Here is a 16323-nt window from a genome sequence, read left to right on the forward strand (position 1 = left end):
AAATGGTGCCCAAGAGGGGACTCGAACCCCTACGACTTGCGTCGCTACCACCTCAAGGTAGTGCGTCTACCAATTCCGCCACCTGGGCAAACGATCACATCAGACTATCTTCCCGATGCGCCGCGTATTGTAACCGGCTTCAGCGTTTCTGGGAGCCTTCCGAAGGCTTTTCTTCACCAGAAACCGAAGATTCCGCCTGAGCCGGCACATTCGCAGCCGGAACCGGGGCGACCGGGACCGCATCGGCCTTCGGAACGGCCGGCAGCTCGCCCGCCGGAGCCGCCGGAGCGACTGCCGCCGGGGCGGACATCAGACCCAGATCCTGGTCGGCCGCCGGGCGGCTGCCATGACCGGCATACCAGGCCATGAAGAGACTGATGCCGAAGAACACGACGGCCAGCCACTTGGTCGACTTGGACAGGAAATTCGAGGCGCCGCGCGCACCGAACACCGTACCCGAGGCACCGGCACCAAAGCCCGAACCCGCCGCCGCACCCGAACCACGCTGCATCAGGATCAGCGCGATCATGGCCACAGCGACCAGCACGTAGACGACATTGAGGATCAACATCAGCATTGGAAACCGCCCTCGGACAATACTTCTAGGATTAGTTCGCGGCCGCCGCCCTTGCGATGGCCAGGAAGTCCGCGGCCACCAGGGAGGCGCCGCCGACCAGCCCACCATCGACATCCGGCTGCGCGAACAGTTCCCCGGCATTGTCGGGTTTCACGCTACCGCCGTAAACAATGGGCAGTGAATCAGCGATTCTAGCATCGATACGCGCGACTTCGCCACGGATGAACGCGTGCACCTGCTGCGCCTGCTCCTTGGTAGCGGTACGGCCGGTACCGATGGCCCAGACCGGTTCGTAGGCGACCACGGCCTTGGCGAAGCCGGCTGCGCCGACCAGTTCCAGCACCGGCGCCAGCTGGCTGGCGATGACCGCTTCGGTCTGCCCGGCCTCGCGCTGTTCCAGGGTCTCGCCCACGCACAGCACCGGCACCAGGCCGGCGTGCTGGGCGGCGGCGAACTTGCGCGCGACCAGCTCGCTGCTCTCATGGTGGTACTGGCGGCGCTCGGAATGGCCGACCAGGCCATAGCGGGCGCCGACCTCGACCAGCATGGCCGCGCAGACCTCGCCGGTGTAGGCGCCCTTCTCGTTGCTGCTCACGTCCTGCGCGCCAAAGGCCAGGCCGGTATCACCAAAGTCCTCGACCAGCTCGCCCAGGTACGGCAACGGCGGCAGGATCACCACGTCCACCCCCTCCAGCGGCAGCCCGGCGGCGACCTGCCCCAGCAGTTCATTGGCGAATTGACGGCTGCCATGCAGCTTCCAGTTTCCGGCGACGATCTTGCGGCGCATGAGCGGGTGGCTCCTGTGTGAAGTCAGCCGGTCATGATACCCGCTACGGCAAAAATCCGTTTCCGTGTAAGCGGTTACATGGATTTTCAGCGAACGGCGCAGCCCCTCGTGGCGGGGGTGGGGTTGGTCGCGGATCGCCCGGTTGGATTGGTGAGCTTGGCCGGGCGGGTGGGGATGCCGGGGGACGCCGTAAACCCGTCCCTGGGGGCTTGGCCGCGGCATCCATGCCGCGGACACCCCCGCCATCCCCACCCGCCCGGCCTCTGACACATTCTGGCGGTTCCGCCCGCCACGGAAAGAAATAAGAAGAGCAAAAGCAAAAGCGGCATTGCGGGTAGCTGCCGGGGTCAGATCCCTTTTCCTGCGGAAAAGGGATCTGACCCCTACCCCACACGCATGGCGTGGATCTACCGTGTCGACCAAGGTCGACACCTACCGGGAATCGCGATTTACCCACCGTCACCAGGAAACTGTCGGGGGTGGGGCGGTGTGGGTTGGCAGGACCGTTGGCGCCATGGATGGCGCCATCGAGCCCCCAGGGACGGGTTCACGGCGTGTCCTGCCAGCCCACACCGCCCCGCCAAACCAGCAGAAACCCAGAGCCGCTTTGGCTTTGGCTTTGGCCTCTGCAGGTGCAGGGCGGCAGCCCTGCAAAGAAAAAGGCCGCCTTTCGGCGGCCTTCTCACTCATTACTTCAGCTTGATCTCGCGCAGGCGTTCCTCGAGGAAGCCGTGGGCGGTGATCGCCTCCGGGTACCGGCTCGGGTTCTCCGGGGTGATGCAGGACGGCAGCACGTCGATCAGGTAGTCGGGGTTCGGATGCAGGAAGAACGGCACCGAGTAGCGCGGCTGGCGCGCCAGGTCACCCGGGGGATTGACCACGCGATGGATCGTCGACGGATACACGTGGTTGGTCAGGCGCTGCAGCATGTCGCCGATGTTGACCACGATGGTGTCCGCGTCCGAAGTGAACGGCACCCATTCGCCCTCGTGCGACTGCACCTCCAGGCCAGCGGCACTGGCACCGACCAGCAGGGTGATGAAATTGATGTCGCCATGGGCGCCGGCGCGCACGTTCGGGATGTCGTCGGTGGTGATCGGCGGGTAGTGGATCGGGCGCAGGATCGAGTTGCCGAAGTTGGTCTTGTCGGCGAAGAAGTCTTCCGGCAGGCCGATGTGCAGGGCCAGCGCAGACAGCACGCGCGACCCCAGGTTGTCCAGCGCCTGGTACAGGCCGTAACCGCGCTCACGGAAGCCCTCGACCTCGGTCGGCCACAGATTCGGCGCCATCACGTCACGGTACTTCGAGTCATCGGCGATTTCACGGCCGATGTGCCAGAACTCCTTCAGGTCGAAATGCTTGGAGCCCTTGGCGGTCTCCACGCCGAACGGGGTGTAGCCACGGGCGCCGCCGCTGCCGGCCACGTGGTACTTCCGCTTGATCTCTTCCGGCAGGGCGAAGAAGGCCTTGAAGGCATCGTAGGCCGCATCGATGTCGGCCTGCGGGATGCCGTGGTTGCGGATGCCCGCGAATCCCCATTGGCGGTAGGCCGCGCCCAGCTCGGCCACGAAGGCCTCGCGGTCGCTGTCAAAACGGGTGATGTCGAGGGTGGGGATCTGGCTCACAGCGGTTCCTGGCTTGTCGTTGGGTCTGGGGGGCCAGCGCATTCATGGCCCGCCTGAACATTGTGACAGATCGCCCGGCGAACGCGACTCGATACAAGGAAACAAACCGATACAATGCGCGACCCGCGCGCATTTAACGAATCCATTACGTTGCCGGCGCGCCGCCCTCCCGCGCCGCCTCAACCCGCCAGCACCATGCCCACAGCCCCTGCCCCCGCTGCCACCTCCTACGCAGGCCCCGCCCGCCGCTGGCGCCGCCTCGCATGGTGGTCCCTGTTCGTCATGGGCAATGCATTGCTGGCGATGATGATCACCCTCGGCAACGTGCCGCTGCGCGACAACCCGGGCGGCAGCCTGGGGCTGGCCTATCTGGCGATCGCCCTGCCCGGCCACCTGCTTGCCTTCGGCGCGCTGGCCGGCCTGCTGCCGCTGCTGCTGGGCCTGTGGCAGCGCAGCGCGCGCACGCTGAGCATCAGCGCCGTGCTGCTGCAGGGCCTGTGGCTATGCCTGTTGCTGGTTGATGCGAAGGTTTTCACTCTGTATCGGTTCCACCTCAATGCCATGGTGGTGAACATGGTGTTCGGCGGCGCGCTGCAGGACCAGGTCGCGTTGTCCTGGAAAACCTGGCTGCAGGCCGGACTGCTGGTCGCCGCCATCTTCGCCGCCGAAGGCATCCTCGCCTGGGCCTGCTGGAAGCTGCTGCCTGCCGCGCCGCGCCGGCGGCGGGTACTGCAGGCCTGGGCGGTGGTCGTTCTGCTGATGGCCGGTGGCCAGGTGGCCACCGCCTACTACGATGCGCGCGGCGACCGCGACGTGATCGCCCAGTGGAACTACCTGCCCTGGGCGCAGCCGATCACTGCCAAGAGCTTCATGCGCAGGCTGGGCGTGGTCAGCGAGCAGCAGGTCGGCCTGCCCGATCCACGCCATGCGCAGCTGTTGTACCCGCTGCAGCCACTGCGCTGCCAGAATCCACACCGGCCGAATGTGCTGATGGTGGTCCTGGAATCACTGCGCCACGACGCCCTCACCCCGCAGATCATGCCGAACACCTCGGCACTGGCGCAGGACGCGCGCGTGTACGACCGCCACTTCAGCACCGGCAATGCCACCCGCTACGGACTGTTCGGCCTGCTCTACGGCCTTCCGGGCGGCTACTGGCAGAGCATGCTCGACGAGCAGCGCGGCTCGCAGTTGTTCAAGGTGCTGGGCCAGCAGGGCTACGACCTGCATCTGTACGGCAGTGCGCCGATGTACAGCCCAGAGTTCGACCGCACTGTGTTCGCGGATGTCCGCGACCAGCTGCACCAGGGGCCTTCCGAGCTGGGTTCGGAAGGACGCGACCGCAGCATCGTGGACGCGCTGCGGAAGGACATCCGGACCAGCCAGGCCGCGCACACGCCGTGGTTCGGGTTCGTCTTCCTCGATTCCACCCACGCGCCCTACCACATGCCCCCCGGCTACCCGCCGCTGGCGACCCCGATGGCGAGGGAAATCGACGTCATGAAGTTCGGCCCGGACCACGACCCGACCCCCGAACTGAACAAGTATCGGACGGCCGTGCACTACGCCGACAGTCTGGTCGGCACGCTGCTGGACGATCTTCGCGCGCAGGGCCTGGACCAGGACACGATCGTGCTGGTCACCGGCGACCATGCCGAGGAATTCAACGACCTCAAACTGAATTACTGGGGCCACAACGGCAACTTCTCCGACTACCAGCTGCAGGTACCGTTCGTGCTGCACTGGCCCGGAAAGGGCAATGCACATGAAACGCGCATCAGCTCGCACGAGGACTGGGTGCCGACCCTGATGCGCCACGCATTGGGCTGCGAGAACACGCTCACCGATTTCAGTACTGGCCAGGACCTGCTGGCCGAACCTGCGGGCGAGCGCGCGCTGGTGGTGGAAAGCTGGTCGCAACGGGCCGTCCGCCATGGCAACGCCATCTACGTGTTCGACAAGTTCGGCAACGCGACCTCGCTGGACCTGCACTACCGCCCACTGCCGCAGCAGGCCCCGGATGCCGCTGCCGTCCGTACCGCATGGGAAGCGCTGACCCGCTTCCGCAACCGCTGACCACAGAGGATGGTTTCCATGAAACGCGCACTGCGCATCCTGCACACCGAAGCCGCCAGGGGCATGGGGGGCCAGGAGATCTACATCTTCCGCCACATGCAGGTGATGCGTGCGCGTGGCCATGAGGTGTCGCTGCTGTGCCAGCCCGATGCACGCCTGGCCCAGCTGGCTCGCGATGATGGCTTCACCGTACATACCCTGCGCATGGGAGGCCTGGCACGGCTGCTGCGCGGCATCTGGTCGGTATCGCGCCTGGTGCGCCGCGAGCGCTATGACGTGGTCAATACCACCAGCCGCCGTGACGCGCTGATCGCTGCCGCCGGCGCGCGCCTGGGCGGTACACCGCTGGTGGTGCGCTCGCGCCACCTGATGAGCCCGGTCAACTCGCTGCTCACCTATACCCGCCTACCGCACCGGATCATCACCGTCAGCGACTTCGTCAAGCAGCTGCTGGTCGACCGTGGCATCGCTGCGGAGCGCATCGGCATCGTGCCCCCCATGGCGACACCACCACGCTGGAACGCCTCCGGGCAGGCCGATGCGTGGACCCGCCTGCAGGACACCCGCGCCCAGGTGCGTGCCGAACTCGGTTTCGCCGAGCGCGACATCGTGGTCGGCTGCGTGGCCGTGCTGCGCGAGCCCAAGGGCCATGCCGAACTGCTGCATGCCATTGCACCGTTGTGCAAGGCCAACCCCGACCTGCATCTGGCCGTGGTCGGCGACGGCGAGCCGGTGATGGGCCGCCTGCAGGCCCTGCGCGGCGAACTCGGGCTGGAGCGCCAGGTGCATCTGCTCGGCTTCCGCAGCGACGCCCACCGGCTGATGGCCGGTTTCGACATCTTCGCCCTGGCCACCCACAAGGAGGCTTCGGGCACGGTCTTCCTCGAAGCCGCGCAGGCGGCGCTGCCGATCGTCTCGCACCGCGTTGGTGGCGTACCTGAAATGCTGGTGGAAGGCAGCAATGCCATCCTCACCCGGCTGGGCGATGACGCCGCCCTCACCGGCGCGTTGCGCCTGCTGGTGGACGATCCGGAACGCCGGCGGCAGATGGGCCGTGCCGGTTGGGACTGGATCCGCAGCACTGCGCGGTTCAGCGCGGCCGGCCATGGCGAGGCCACCGAAAATTACTACCTCCAATGGTTGAAGGAGCTGGGTCATGGCTAATGCCAGAACCGTACCGGTGCTGATGCACCACCATGTCAGCAACTCTCCGGGCATGATCACCGTCTCCCCTGAGAACTTCGAGAGCCAGATCGCCTGGCTCGCACGTACCGGCTGGACATCGCTGACGCTGGACCAGTACGCCGACTTCCTTGCCGGCAAGCCGGTACCGCGCAAGTCGATCGTGATCACGTTCGATGACGGCTACCTGGACAACTGGGTCTACGCCCATCCGATCCTGCAGAAGTACGGCATGCATGCGGTGGTGTTCGTGGTCACCGGCTGGATGCACGAAGGACCGGTACGCCCGCACGCCGGCATCGAAGGCGCGGAGCTGCCGGTTACGCCGGAACACCGTGCCTGCGAAGACCTGATCTACAAGCAGGGCCGCAGCGACGAAGTGATGATGCGCTGGAGCGAAGCGCGCGCGGCGATCGAAGCGGGCACGTTCGAGGTCCACTGCCACACCCACAGCCACACGCGCTGGCTGAAGCGTGACGACCTGGATCGTGCACAGCGCCGCGAAGGCATCAGCGGTGACCTGGCGATGGCCAGGCAGACGCTGCTGGAGAAGCTCGGCGAAGTCTCCGACACGCTGTGCTGGCCCTATGGCGACTTCGACGATGACTACATCGAAGTGGCGCGCGAACAGGGTTTCCGCTACCTGCATACCACCCATCCGTTCGGCCGCAACGTGGTCGGTGGAGATCCGGAGCGCATCTACCGCTTCGCGATCCGCAACCGCCCGGCCAGCTGGCTTCGCAAACGCATCGCCTGGAGCTACAACCCGCTGATCGCACCGATCTTCAACGGCTTCAAGGCCCGGCAGAAGAAGATGGTGCCGGGCCCGTAAACGGCGCGAATGCACCGGTCCCGGCGATCGGGCAGCACCCGATTCTTGAATGGATTCGAAGGAACAGTGAAGGCAATGAACGTACTGGTGACCGGCGGCGCTGGCTATATCGGCTCGCATGCATGCGTCGAGCTGCAGCAGCAGGGGCACGATGTCGTCATCGTGGACTCGCTGTGCAACAGCGACGCCGGTGTCGTCGAGCGCATCGGGCGGATCACCGGCACGGCGCCGGTGTTCGTGCAGGCTGACATCCGTGATCGACCGCGCATGACCGCCCTGATGCAGCAGCATGCGATCGATGCCGTGCTGCACTTCGCGGCGCTCAAATCCGTGGGCGAATCGCAGAAGGTGCCCCTGCAGTACTTCGACAGCAACATCAGCGGCACGATCGCCCTGCTCGGTGCGATGCAGGATGCCGGGGTGACGCTGCTGGTCTTCAGCTCCTCCGCCACCGTGTACGGCAACCAGGAGCACTGCCCGGTGGCCGAGTCCGCTTCAACCTGTGCGATGACGCCCTATGGCCGTACCAAGCTGGTGGTGGAACAGCTGCTTGCAGACCTGATCGCCACGGGCCAGGACCTGCATGTGGCGACGCTGCGCTACTTCAATCCCGTCGGCGCGCATGGCACGGCATTGATCGGCGAGCTGCCGCAGGGGACACCGAGCAACCTGATGCCCTACATCGCGCAGGTTGCCGCCGGACTGCTGCCGGAAGTCCAGGTCTTCGGTGATGACTATCCGACCCATGACGGCACCGGCGTACGCGACTACATCCATGTGCAGGATGTAGCCAATGCCCATGTGCTGGCCCTGCGGTTCCTGCGCGATCAACGGCGCAGCATCACGCTCAACCTCGGCACCGGCCAGGGCCACAGCGTGCTGGAGCTGATCCAGGCGTTCGAGCAGGTCACCGGGACACGGATTCCGTTCCGCATCGTCCCGCGACGCAATGGCGACATCGCGGTCAGCTTCGCCGACGCCTCGCTGGCGCTGCGCGAGCTGGGCTGGAAGGCCCGGCACACGCTGGCCGACATGTGTCGCGACACCTGGAAGTGGCAGCGGGAAATGCCGACCCAAGCGCCACCGTCACGCCCGTGAGCGATACACCGCACCTGCCTGCGCCATGACGCAGGCTGGTTCCATCGGTCAGAAGAATCGCCCGTAGACGACCTGCACGATCTCGCCGTTGCCCGTGTTTATCAGCAGTGCATCGGGCCCATAGCGCACCCATTCAAAGCCCATCGGCGGCATGTCCAGGCCGAACAGCCAGAAATCGTTGAGGATATAGTCGCCGACCCAGTAGGGGCGCGGCAGGATCTGTCCGTAGTGCCAACGCTGGTAGGCGTAGCCGACCGGCGGATGATAGGGGCCGATGCGGAAGGCATGGTCGGCACGGAAATTGTGCCGGTAGTCTTCGCGGAACGCTGGGCGCGCATTACCCAGTTCGCGCGGGCGCTCCATCCGCGGGTAGCCCCACGGCGCCCGCAGGGGCTCTTCGCGTGGCGCGGACATGTGCGGCCCTCCTTCGGGCCGGCGTTCTGCGCTGGCAATGGAGACACCGCCCAGCAGCGGCAGCACCAGCAGCGCACCTGCCAGCAGGCGGCGGCTGTAGCGCAGTGAGGTGTTCATGGTCATGGTCCTTGCAACGAAGGAAGAAGGATGGAGCGTGGTCCGCTCCGACCGGGTCCCCACCTGCGCATGGCGTGCGTCGATGCAGGGATCCTGATGCCGGGGATACGCCGCGCATCGTTCAAAGCGCGTCACAAAGCGCACAGCAGCAGCTGAACGTGATCGCAGGTCGCGATCGGTTCAGCCAGTGGTGCTGGAAAGCGACATGGCCGCAGAAGCGGCCATGTCGGGGTGCCAGGTTGTACCGTCGCCAGCCTCAGGCCGCGGCGTCGCGCACCGCAGCGGACAGGCGGTCCAGCGTGTCCTGCATCAGCGTTGCATCATCGGCCTCGACCGTGACCCGCACCACCGGCTCGGTACCGGACGGGCGCAGGAATGCACGACCACGACCCGCCACCGATTGCTGCGCGACGGCCAGCGCGGCCTGCACGCTGTCGGCCTGCACCGTGGCCTTGGCCGAGACATTGCCCAGCCGCACGTTGACCGTCTTCTGCGGCACCCGCATCAGCCCCTTGAGTGCCTGGCGCAGGGTCTGCCCGCTGTTGCGCAGCGCCACCAGTACCTGCAGCGCGCTGACGATGCCGTCACCGGTGGTGGCCCGGTCCAGGCACAGCAGGTGGCCGGAGGCTTCGCCGCCGAGCACGCCGCCGCCTTCGATCAGCGCCTGGTGCACGTAGCGATCGCCGACATTGCTGCGCACGAACGGAATCTGCAGGTCGGCAAATGCCTTCTCCACACCGTAGTTGCTCATCAGCGTGCCGACCACCGGGCCGCGCAGGCGGCCTTCGTCCTTCCAGGCGCGAGCCAGGATGTACAGCAGGTCATCGCCGTCGACCGGATTGCCCTGGTCATCGGCCATCAGCACACGGTCGCCATCACCATCGAAGGCGATGCCGAGATCGGCACGGGTTTCGCGGACCTTGGCCGCCAGGTTGTCGATATGGGTGGAACCCACGCCGGCGTTGATGTTGACGCCGTTGGGCTCGGCACCAATGCCGATCACCTCGGCGCCCAGTTCGCGGAACAGCAGTGGTGCGATCTGGTAGGTGGCGCCGTGCGCGCAGTCCAGCACCAGGCGCACGCCACGCAGATCAAATGCGCGCGGCACGCTGGCCTTGCAGAACTCGATGTAGCGGCCGACCGCTTCGCGCGCACGCGACGCCTTGCCCAGCTTTTCCGATTCGGCAGTGGTGAACGGAACGTCGAGCGCCGCTTCCAGGGCCAACTCGGTGGCATCGTCGAGCTTCTCGCCCTGGGCGGAAAAGAACTTGATGCCGTTGTCGTAATGCGGATTGTGCGAAGCGCTGATGACGATGCCGGCATCCACGCCCAGCGTGCGGGTCAGGAACGCCACCGCCGGGGTCGGCATCGGCCCCAGCAGCTGTACGTCGGCGCCGGCGGCGACCAGGCCGGCTTCCAGTGCCGCTTCGAACATGTAGCCGGAAATGCGGGTGTCCTTGCCGATCACCACGATCGGCCGGCGCCCGTCCTGGCCGCGCTGGGCGACCAGGACACGGCCCAGGGCATTGCCCAGGCGCAGCACGAAGTCGGCCGAGATCACGCCCTGGCCGACCCGCCCACGGATGCCATCAGTACCGAAGTACTTGCGGCCTCCCATCAAGCCACCTCCGGCGCCGGCTGACGGCCCAGCATTGCCAGCAGATCGGACAGGCGGTCGCGCATTTCACGGCGGTCGCAGATCTGGTCGATGGCACCGTGCTCCAGCAGGAATTCCGAGCGCTGGAAGCCTTCCGGCAGCTTCTCGCGGACGGTCTGCTCGATCACGCGCGGGCCGGCGAAGCCGATCAGCGCCTGCGGCTCGGCGATGTTGATGTCGCCCAGCATTGCGAACGAGGCCGACACGCCACCGGTGGTCGGATGGGTCAGCACCGAGATGTACGGCAGGCCGGCTTCACGCAGCTTGCCCAGCGCGGCCGAGGTCTTGGCCATCTGCATCAGCGAGAACAGGCCTTCCTGCATGCGTGCGCCACCGCTCTGCGAGAAGCACACGTAGGGCGCACCGATCTCGACTGCGGTTTCGGCAGCGAGCGAGAAGCGCTCCCCCACCACCGAGCCCATCGACCCGCCCATGAAGGCGAAGTCGAACGACGAGGCGACCAGCGCGCGGCCCTTGAGCAGGCCACGCATGGCGATCAGCGCGTCATACTCGCCGGTGTTCTTCTGCGCGATCTTGATGCGCTCGCTGTACTTCTTCTGGTCCTTGAACTTGAGCAGGTCGGTCGGGCCCAGCCGCGCACCGATTTCGGTGGTGCTGTCGGCGTCGAACAGGGCGGCCAGGCGTGCGCGCGCGCGGATCGCCATGTGATGGCCGCACTTCGGGCAGACTTCCAGGTTCTCTTCCAGTTCCGGACGGTACAACGCGCTGCCGCAGTTGCTGCACTTTTCCCACAGGCCCTCGGGGACACTGCGCTTCTTGCTGGGGGTGTTGTCGGTGCGGATGCCGGACGGCATCAACTTGCTGAGCCAACTCATGCGGGAGGACACTTCCGTTCAGGGCGGCCCAGGGGCCGCAAAGGCGGACAGTCTAGCTCCGCTTTCCCCGCCCGTGCACCCCCTTGCCGGCCACGGGGCAGCTGGAAAAAACCATGCTGGGACGTACGTTTAGGTGCGGGGAAGTGCCAGCCGCTGGCCGGCAACCCTTGTCGCACACGCGGCCCAGGCGTGTGCCGGCCAGCGGCCGGCACTCCCCCTCAGGCATCCAGCGCCTGCCGCAGCGGGGCGAGGAAGGCCCGGGCGCGCTGCGCGGCCTCTTCCGCCGAGCCCGCTTCGGCCAACGCCGCCACCAGCGCGCTGCCCACCACCACGCCGTCGGCCTGGCGGGCCATGGCCGCAGCACTGTCGGCATCCTTGATGCCGAAGCCCGCCACCACCGGCACCGACGCGCGCACGCGCAATGCCTGCAGGCGGGCACTGGCGGCATCGCTGTCCAGGCGCTCGGACGCGCCGGTGACACCGGCAAAGCTGACGTAATAGAGATAGCCACGGGCCAGCGCCAGCAGCTTGTCGGCACGCGCCTCGCTGGTGGTCGGCGACGCCAGCAGGACCAGCGCCAGGCCGGCTGCGTCGAACGCCTGCAGGGCCTCGCCCGCTTCTTCCGGCGGCAGGTCGACCAGCAGCACACCGTCCACGCCGGCGTCCACGGCGGCCTTGGCGAAGGCCGCGTAGCCGTGGATCTCCACCGGGTTCAGGTAGCCCATCAGCACCACCGGGGTCTGCGCATCGCGCTCGCGGAACTGCGCCACGGCCTGCAGCACATAGCGGCTGCCGGCCCCCCGCGCCAGCGCGCGCTCGGAGCTGCGCTGGATGGTCGGGCCATCGGCCATCGGGTCGGAGAACGGCACGCCCAGTTCGATCACGTCGGCGCCGGCGTCCACCAGTGCGTGCATGACCGGCACGGTCGCTTCCAGCGACGGATCACCCGCCGTGACGAAGGGAATCAGCGCCTTGCGCTGCTGCTCGCGCAGGCGCTGGAAACAGGCATCGAGTCGGGATACAGGCATCTCAGGCACATCCTTCAATCAGTTCAATCGCATCGCTGGTCCCCCAGTACATCCGGGTGACCTTCCCTTCAAACAGTTCCAGGCGGATGCCCAGGTCCGAACCCGGGTCCTGCCAGGTGAGGTACTCGCCCTGGTCACCGTCGTAGGCATGGGGGCTGGACACCGGCGGCTTCGGGAACTGGGCCACGGCCTGGGCACGGGTCATGCCGATGCGCAGGCCGAACGGTCCCGGCTGTTCAACCGGCAGCTCCGGCTCGTCGCCCGGCTTCAGATCAAAACGGACCACGCGATCGTCGTCGGTCATCATCGACACGCCCGGCGGCAGCCCCTTGCCGTCGTAGTACTCGCAGTCGCCTTCGAAGAATTCCTTCGCGCCCTGCGCCTTCCAGGGCCCCAGGGCGTTCAGGTCACTCATGTGCTGGCCGACCAGCACCTCGCCGGCATGGTCCAGTGCAACCGAGGCGACGGCGGGTGCGTTGTCGCCATTACTGGCTTCCACAGACGGCGGATCGTCGATCGGCGTGCGCGCCATCGGGTCGAGGGCATCATTGGCGGCTAGCTGCTGCGCCGGCTGCGTGGTGGCCTTGGCGGCCGGCGCCAGCACCGGTGGCTCCGGCGGCTGGCACGCGGCCAACCCAAGCGCCAGCAGCAGCACCCCGCTGTTCCGCAGCCGCGCGCTCACAGCACCAGCCCTTCGCGCGCAGCGATGGTGTGCACGTCCTTGTCGCCACGGCCGGACAGATTGCACAGCACGATCTGGTCACGCGGTCGCTCACGCGCCAGCTTGATCGCCTGTGCCAGCGCATGGCTGGATTCCAGTGCCGGCAGGATGCCCTCGGTATGCGCCAGCAGGTGGAAGGCCTGCAGCGCTTCCTCGTCGGTGATGCCGAGGTAGCGTGCGCGGCCGGTATCGGCCAGGAACGCGTGCTCCGGGCCGACACCCGGATAGTCCAGGCCGGCTGATACCGAGTGGGTCTCGATGATCTGGCCGTCGTCGTCGCACAGCACATAGGTGCGGTTGCCATGCAGCACGCCCGGCCGACCCGCCGCGATCGATGCAGCGTGGCGCCCGGTGCTGATGCCATCACCGGCGGCTTCGGCACCGACGATCTCGACCTGGCGATCGTTGAGGAAGGCATGGAACAGGCCGATGGCATTGCTGCCGCCGCCGACGCAGGCAGTAATCGCATCGGGCAGGCGACCGTACTCGGCCAGCATCTGCTCGCGCGCCTCGCGGCCGACGATGGCGTTGAAGTCGCGCACCATGCGCGGATAGGGATCCGGACCGGCGACCGTACCGATGATGTAGAAGGTGTCCTGCACGTTGGTCACCCAGTCGCGCATCGCTTCGTTGAGCGCGTCCTTCAGGGTGGCCGAGCCGGAGGTGACCGGCACCACCGTCGCGCCCAGCAGCTTCATGCGGTAGACGTTGATCTTCTGCCGCTCGATGTCGGTGGCGCCCATGTACACCACGCATTCCAGGCCCAGCCGCGCGGCAACGGTGGCACTGGCCACGCCGTGCTGGCCGGCACCGGTCTCGGCGATGATGCGCTTCTTGCCCATCCGCGCGGCCAGCAGCGCCTGGCCGATGGTGTTGTTGATCTTGTGCGCGCCGGTGTGGTTCAGGTCCTCGCGCTTGAGCAGGATCTGCGCACCGCCGACATGATCGCTCAGGCGCTGGGCGTGATAGATCGGGCTCGGCCGGCCCACGTAGTGAGCCAGGTCACGGTCGTAGGCGGCCTGGAATGCCGGGTCCTGACGGGCCTGGTCATAGGCCTGGGCCAGTTCCTGCAGCGGGCCGACCAGGGTTTCGGCAACGAAGCTGCCGCCGTAGCGACCGAAGTGGCCCTGGGCGTCGGGGAAGGCGTGGTAGTCGGCAATGGGGGAGGCAGACATGGATACGACCGGTGGTTCAGACAGGTGGATACTCTAGCGCACGGGTCGTGACCGGAAAATGGATATTATCTGGCGCATATCGTCAGGAAATCTCACATGAGCCGTTCCCTGCTTCCGCCGCTCAATGCGCTGCGTGCGTTCGAGTCGACCGCCCGCCTGGGCGGGGTTGGCCGCGCCGCGCAGGATCTGCATGTCACCCACGGTGCGGTCAGCCGGCAGTTGAAGCTGCTGGAAGATCATCTGGGCATGGCCTTGTTCCAGCGTGCCGGGCGCGGGCTGCGCCTGACCGCTGCGGGCACGCGCCTGCAGGCAGCGTGCAGCGAGGCCTTCAGCGGCATCGAGGACTGCGTGCGTGAACTGCGACGGCCGGCGGCAGCGCAGGCGCTGGTGCTGGGGTGCAGTGGCAGCGTGCTGGCGCGCTGGATGATCCCGCGTCTGCCTGCACTGCAGGCCGCCCTGCCAGGCGTGCGCCTGCAGTGGTCGGCGCTGGATGGCAGTTTCACCGAAGCGCAGGCCGCACTGGATGCGGTGCTGCTGCTGGCGCAGGGGCCGTGGCCGCGTGGCTGGCAGGTACGCGAACTGGCACCGGAGCGGGTTGGCGTCGTGGTGGCCCCCTCGCATCCGGCGGCGCAGCGCCTGCGGCAGGCATCGCCCACGGCACTGCTGCCGGAAACATTGCTGTACACCAGCTCTCGGCCACAGGCGTGGCCCGCGTGGGCGCAAGCGCACGACCTGGATCCGTCGAAGCTGCAGCTGGGCACCGCCTTCGAGCATCTGTACTACCTGTTGGAGGCGGCGGTGGCCGGGTTGGGCCCGGCGATCGCACCGGAGCCACTGGTGGCCGAAGACCTGGCTGCGGGCAGGCTGGTCGCACCGTGGGGATTTGCCGCCACGGGCGGGTTCTGGGTGCTGGCGCGGCCAGAAGGACAGGCCGATGCGCGCGTGGAGGCGCTGGCCGACTGGCTGGGCCAGCAACTCCGCTGACAACAAAAAGGGGACGGAGGGGATTAAGTCGCAGGTGGCACAAACGACTTAATCCCCTCCGTCCCCTTTTTTCAGCTGGCGGTCGGGGTGGCCAGCCGCTGCTGCAGGTCCTCGCGCAGGCGCGACAGTTCCACCTCCGCCTGCTGCCGCTGCTGCATGCCTTCGCGATGGATGCTGCGCACTTCCTCGACCGTGGCGATCAACTGGTCGTGCACGTGGCGCAGCGTGGCCACGTCGATCACGCCGCGCTGGTTGCTGCGTGCGGTATCCACCGACGCCTGGCGCAGCAGGTCGGCATTGCGGCGCATCAGCTCGTTGGTGGCATCGTCGATGGCGGTGGACAGCTCGACCGCGGCCTTCTGCTCGCCGAGCGAAAGCTGGATGGCGAACTGGCGCTTCCACGACGGGATGGTGATCTCGCGCACCGTGTTGAACTTCTCGATCAGCTGCAGCGCGTTGGCCTGGATCAGGCGGATCATCGGCAGCGACTGATCGGCGGCGTGCTGCATCAGCTGCAGGTCGGACACGCGCTTTTCGATCAGGCGGATCGCGTTGTCCACATCGCTCTGGCGGATGCGCTGCTGCGGATCCTCACTGCCCTGCCCGGCCAGCTGTTCGGCCTGCAGTTCGGCCAGGCGCTGCTTGCCGGCGGCGGCGTACAGGCCGAGCGCATGGCGTTCTTCGCGGACGATGTCATGCATGCGGTCGAACTCACCCACACGCTTGCCCATCAGTACCTGCTGCGCGCCGACGTCTCCCAGCAGCTGTTCGATCTGCGCATTGGTGTCGCTGAATTTCTGCACCAGCTCACCCTTGGAGGCGCGCAGGCGATCGATCAGGCCACCAATCAGCGGCACCCTGGACCGCTGCGCGACCCCATCGAGCTTGAGGCTGCGTGCAATGCGCACTACTTCACCCAGCTTTTCGCCGCTGGCGTCCAGGTCGCGGTTGCGCACCTGGTCCAGCAGCTGGCTCGAGAACGCAGCCGTGCGGCTGGCGGCATCGCGACCGAACACCTGCAGGCTGCTGGGGCGCAGATCATCCAGTTCACGGCGGATCTCGGCGATGCGCGGCAGATCCTCGTGGGCCAGGCCAAGTGCCTTCAGCGTGCCTTCGTCGAGCGTGGAAACGGCGGTGTTGGCGGGCACCAGCGTGCCGGGGCTCTGACTGTCCTGGATCATCGGGCGATCTCCTTGCAATGGGTAAGCGGCGGC

General features: G+C 66.9%; 15 protein-coding genes and 1 tRNA gene. 5 read left to right on the plus strand and 11 right to left on the minus strand.

Annotation, left to right across the window (positions count from 1 at the left end):
• Nucleotides 1-3: 3 nt before the first annotated feature.
• The 4 genes from SriyCCGPB3_RS15145 to SriyCCGPB3_RS15160 all read right to left on the minus strand — a co-directional run bounded on the left by SriyCCGPB3_RS15145 (nucleotide 4) and on the right by SriyCCGPB3_RS15160 (nucleotide 3031).
• Nucleotides 4-88, minus strand: a tRNA-Leu gene (locus tag SriyCCGPB3_RS15145).
• Between the two features lie 51 nt (nucleotides 89-139).
• On the minus strand, nucleotides 140-577 hold the full coding sequence (gene secG / locus SriyCCGPB3_RS15150; protein WP_153855818.1) for a preprotein translocase subunit SecG: 438 nt from the start codon (nucleotides 575-577) through the stop codon (nucleotides 140-142).
• Nucleotides 578-608: 31 nt separating this feature from the next.
• Nucleotides 609-1364, minus strand: a complete 756-nt coding sequence (tpiA, locus tag SriyCCGPB3_RS15155; RefSeq protein ID WP_153855817.1) for a triose-phosphate isomerase — start codon at nucleotides 1362-1364, stop codon at nucleotides 609-611.
• Between the two features lie 689 nt (nucleotides 1365-2053).
• Nucleotides 2054-3031: an isopenicillin N synthase family dioxygenase gene (locus SriyCCGPB3_RS15160; RefSeq protein ID WP_153855816.1), complete on the minus strand. Its 978-nt coding sequence runs from the start codon at nucleotides 3029-3031 to the stop codon at nucleotides 2054-2056.
• Between the two features lie 153 nt (nucleotides 3032-3184).
• Between SriyCCGPB3_RS15160 and SriyCCGPB3_RS15165 the strand changes: the two genes are divergently transcribed.
• From SriyCCGPB3_RS15165 to galE, 4 genes are all read left to right on the plus strand, one after another.
• Nucleotides 3185-5065, plus strand: a complete 1881-nt coding sequence (locus SriyCCGPB3_RS15165; RefSeq protein WP_153855815.1) for a DUF3413 domain-containing protein — start codon at nucleotides 3185-3187, stop codon at nucleotides 5063-5065.
• Nucleotides 5066-5083: 18 nt separating this feature from the next.
• The gene (locus SriyCCGPB3_RS15170; RefSeq protein WP_110712990.1) at nucleotides 5084-6229 is read left to right on the plus strand and encodes a glycosyltransferase family 4 protein; all 1146 of its coding nucleotides are present in this window, start codon (nucleotides 5084-5086) and stop codon (nucleotides 6227-6229) included.
• Nucleotides 6222-7079 carry a polysaccharide deacetylase family protein gene (locus SriyCCGPB3_RS15175; protein WP_014037956.1) on the plus strand — a complete coding sequence of 286 codons (858 nt, stop codon included), beginning with the start codon at nucleotides 6222-6224 and terminating at the stop codon, nucleotides 7077-7079. Before SriyCCGPB3_RS15170 ends, SriyCCGPB3_RS15175 begins: the two co-directional genes overlap by 8 nt.
• A 75-nt stretch (nucleotides 7080-7154) precedes the next feature.
• Nucleotides 7155-8177 (plus strand): UDP-glucose 4-epimerase GalE, encoded by a 1023-nt coding sequence (gene galE / locus SriyCCGPB3_RS15180; RefSeq protein WP_164161532.1) that lies wholly within the window; start codon nucleotides 7155-7157, stop codon nucleotides 8175-8177.
• Between the two features lie 48 nt (nucleotides 8178-8225).
• Here the strand turns inward: galE and SriyCCGPB3_RS15185 are convergent, their stop codons facing one another.
• The 6 genes from SriyCCGPB3_RS15185 to trpB form a co-directional block, all read right to left on the minus strand.
• Complete coding sequence (locus SriyCCGPB3_RS15185) at nucleotides 8226-8708, minus strand: RcnB family protein (RefSeq protein WP_110712992.1); 483 nt, start codon at nucleotides 8706-8708, stop codon at nucleotides 8226-8228.
• A gap of 256 nt (nucleotides 8709-8964) precedes the next feature.
• Complete coding sequence (gene glmM / locus SriyCCGPB3_RS15190; RefSeq protein ID WP_164161531.1) at nucleotides 8965-10326, minus strand: phosphoglucosamine mutase; 1362 nt, start codon at nucleotides 10324-10326, stop codon at nucleotides 8965-8967.
• Nucleotides 10326-11201, minus strand: coding sequence for an acetyl-CoA carboxylase, carboxyltransferase subunit beta (gene accD / locus SriyCCGPB3_RS15195; protein WP_110712994.1), 876 nt, complete (start codon nucleotides 11199-11201; stop codon nucleotides 10326-10328). Before accD ends, glmM begins: the two co-directional genes overlap by 1 nt.
• A gap of 218 nt (nucleotides 11202-11419) precedes the next feature.
• Nucleotides 11420-12229, minus strand: a complete 810-nt coding sequence (trpA, locus tag SriyCCGPB3_RS15200) for a tryptophan synthase subunit alpha (RefSeq protein WP_164161530.1) — start codon at nucleotides 12227-12229, stop codon at nucleotides 11420-11422.
• Between the two features lies 1 nt (nucleotide 12230).
• Nucleotides 12231-12911: a hypothetical protein gene (locus tag SriyCCGPB3_RS15205; RefSeq protein ID WP_164161529.1), complete on the minus strand. Its 681-nt coding sequence runs from the start codon at nucleotides 12909-12911 to the stop codon at nucleotides 12231-12233.
• Nucleotides 12908-14125, minus strand: a complete 1218-nt coding sequence (gene trpB / locus SriyCCGPB3_RS15210) for a tryptophan synthase subunit beta (RefSeq protein WP_014647880.1) — start codon at nucleotides 14123-14125, stop codon at nucleotides 12908-12910. Before trpB ends, SriyCCGPB3_RS15205 begins: the two co-directional genes overlap by 4 nt.
• 96 nt (nucleotides 14126-14221) lie before the next feature.
• Between trpB and SriyCCGPB3_RS15215 the strand changes: the two genes are divergently transcribed.
• Nucleotides 14222-15109, plus strand: coding sequence for a LysR family transcriptional regulator (locus tag SriyCCGPB3_RS15215; protein ID WP_164161527.1), 888 nt, complete (start codon nucleotides 14222-14224; stop codon nucleotides 15107-15109).
• Nucleotides 15110-15180: 71 nt separating this feature from the next.
• Here the strand turns inward: SriyCCGPB3_RS15215 and SriyCCGPB3_RS15220 are convergent, their stop codons facing one another.
• Nucleotides 15181-16290: a toxic anion resistance protein gene (locus tag SriyCCGPB3_RS15220; RefSeq protein WP_110712999.1), complete on the minus strand. Its 1110-nt coding sequence runs from the start codon at nucleotides 16288-16290 to the stop codon at nucleotides 15181-15183.
• Nucleotides 16291-16323 lie beyond the last annotated feature (33 nt).

It is taken from the genome of Stenotrophomonas riyadhensis (genome assembly GCF_040256885.1).
In the GTDB taxonomy this organism is placed as follows: Bacteria; Pseudomonadota; Gammaproteobacteria; order Xanthomonadales; family Xanthomonadaceae; genus Stenotrophomonas; species Stenotrophomonas riyadhensis.

Coding starts and splice junctions, on each gene's coding strand:
- accD (WP_110712994.1), bottom strand. CDS start 11,201: ATGAGTTGGCTCAGCAAGTTGATGCCGTCCGGCATCCGCACCGACAAC.
- secG (WP_153855818.1), bottom strand. CDS start 577: ATGCTGATGTTGATCCTCAATGTCGTCTACGTGCTGGTCGCTGTGGCC.
- SriyCCGPB3_RS15165 (WP_153855815.1), top strand. CDS start 3,185: ATGCCCACAGCCCCTGCCCCCGCTGCCACCTCCTACGCAGGCCCCGCC.
- trpA (WP_164161530.1), bottom strand. CDS start 12,229: ATGCCTGTATCCCGACTCGATGCCTGTTTCCAGCGCCTGCGCGAGCAG.
- tpiA (WP_153855817.1), bottom strand. CDS start 1,364: ATGCGCCGCAAGATCGTCGCCGGAAACTGGAAGCTGCATGGCAGCCGT.
- trpB (WP_014647880.1), bottom strand. CDS start 14,125: ATGTCTGCCTCCCCCATTGCCGACTACCACGCCTTCCCCGACGCCCAG.
- SriyCCGPB3_RS15220 (WP_110712999.1), bottom strand. CDS start 16,290: ATGATCCAGGACAGTCAGAGCCCCGGCACGCTGGTGCCCGCCAACACC.
- SriyCCGPB3_RS15175 (WP_014037956.1), top strand. CDS start 6,222: ATGGCTAATGCCAGAACCGTACCGGTGCTGATGCACCACCATGTCAGC.
- SriyCCGPB3_RS15160 (WP_153855816.1), bottom strand. CDS start 3,031: ATGCGCTGGCCCCCCAGACCCAACGACAAGCCAGGAACCGCTGTGAGC.
- SriyCCGPB3_RS15215 (WP_164161527.1), top strand. CDS start 14,222: ATGAGCCGTTCCCTGCTTCCGCCGCTCAATGCGCTGCGTGCGTTCGAG.
- glmM (WP_164161531.1), bottom strand. CDS start 10,326: ATGGGAGGCCGCAAGTACTTCGGTACTGATGGCATCCGTGGGCGGGTC.
- SriyCCGPB3_RS15185 (WP_110712992.1), bottom strand. CDS start 8,708: ATGAACACCTCACTGCGCTACAGCCGCCGCCTGCTGGCAGGTGCGCTG.
- SriyCCGPB3_RS15170 (WP_110712990.1), top strand. CDS start 5,084: ATGAAACGCGCACTGCGCATCCTGCACACCGAAGCCGCCAGGGGCATG.
- galE (WP_164161532.1), top strand. CDS start 7,155: ATGAACGTACTGGTGACCGGCGGCGCTGGCTATATCGGCTCGCATGCA.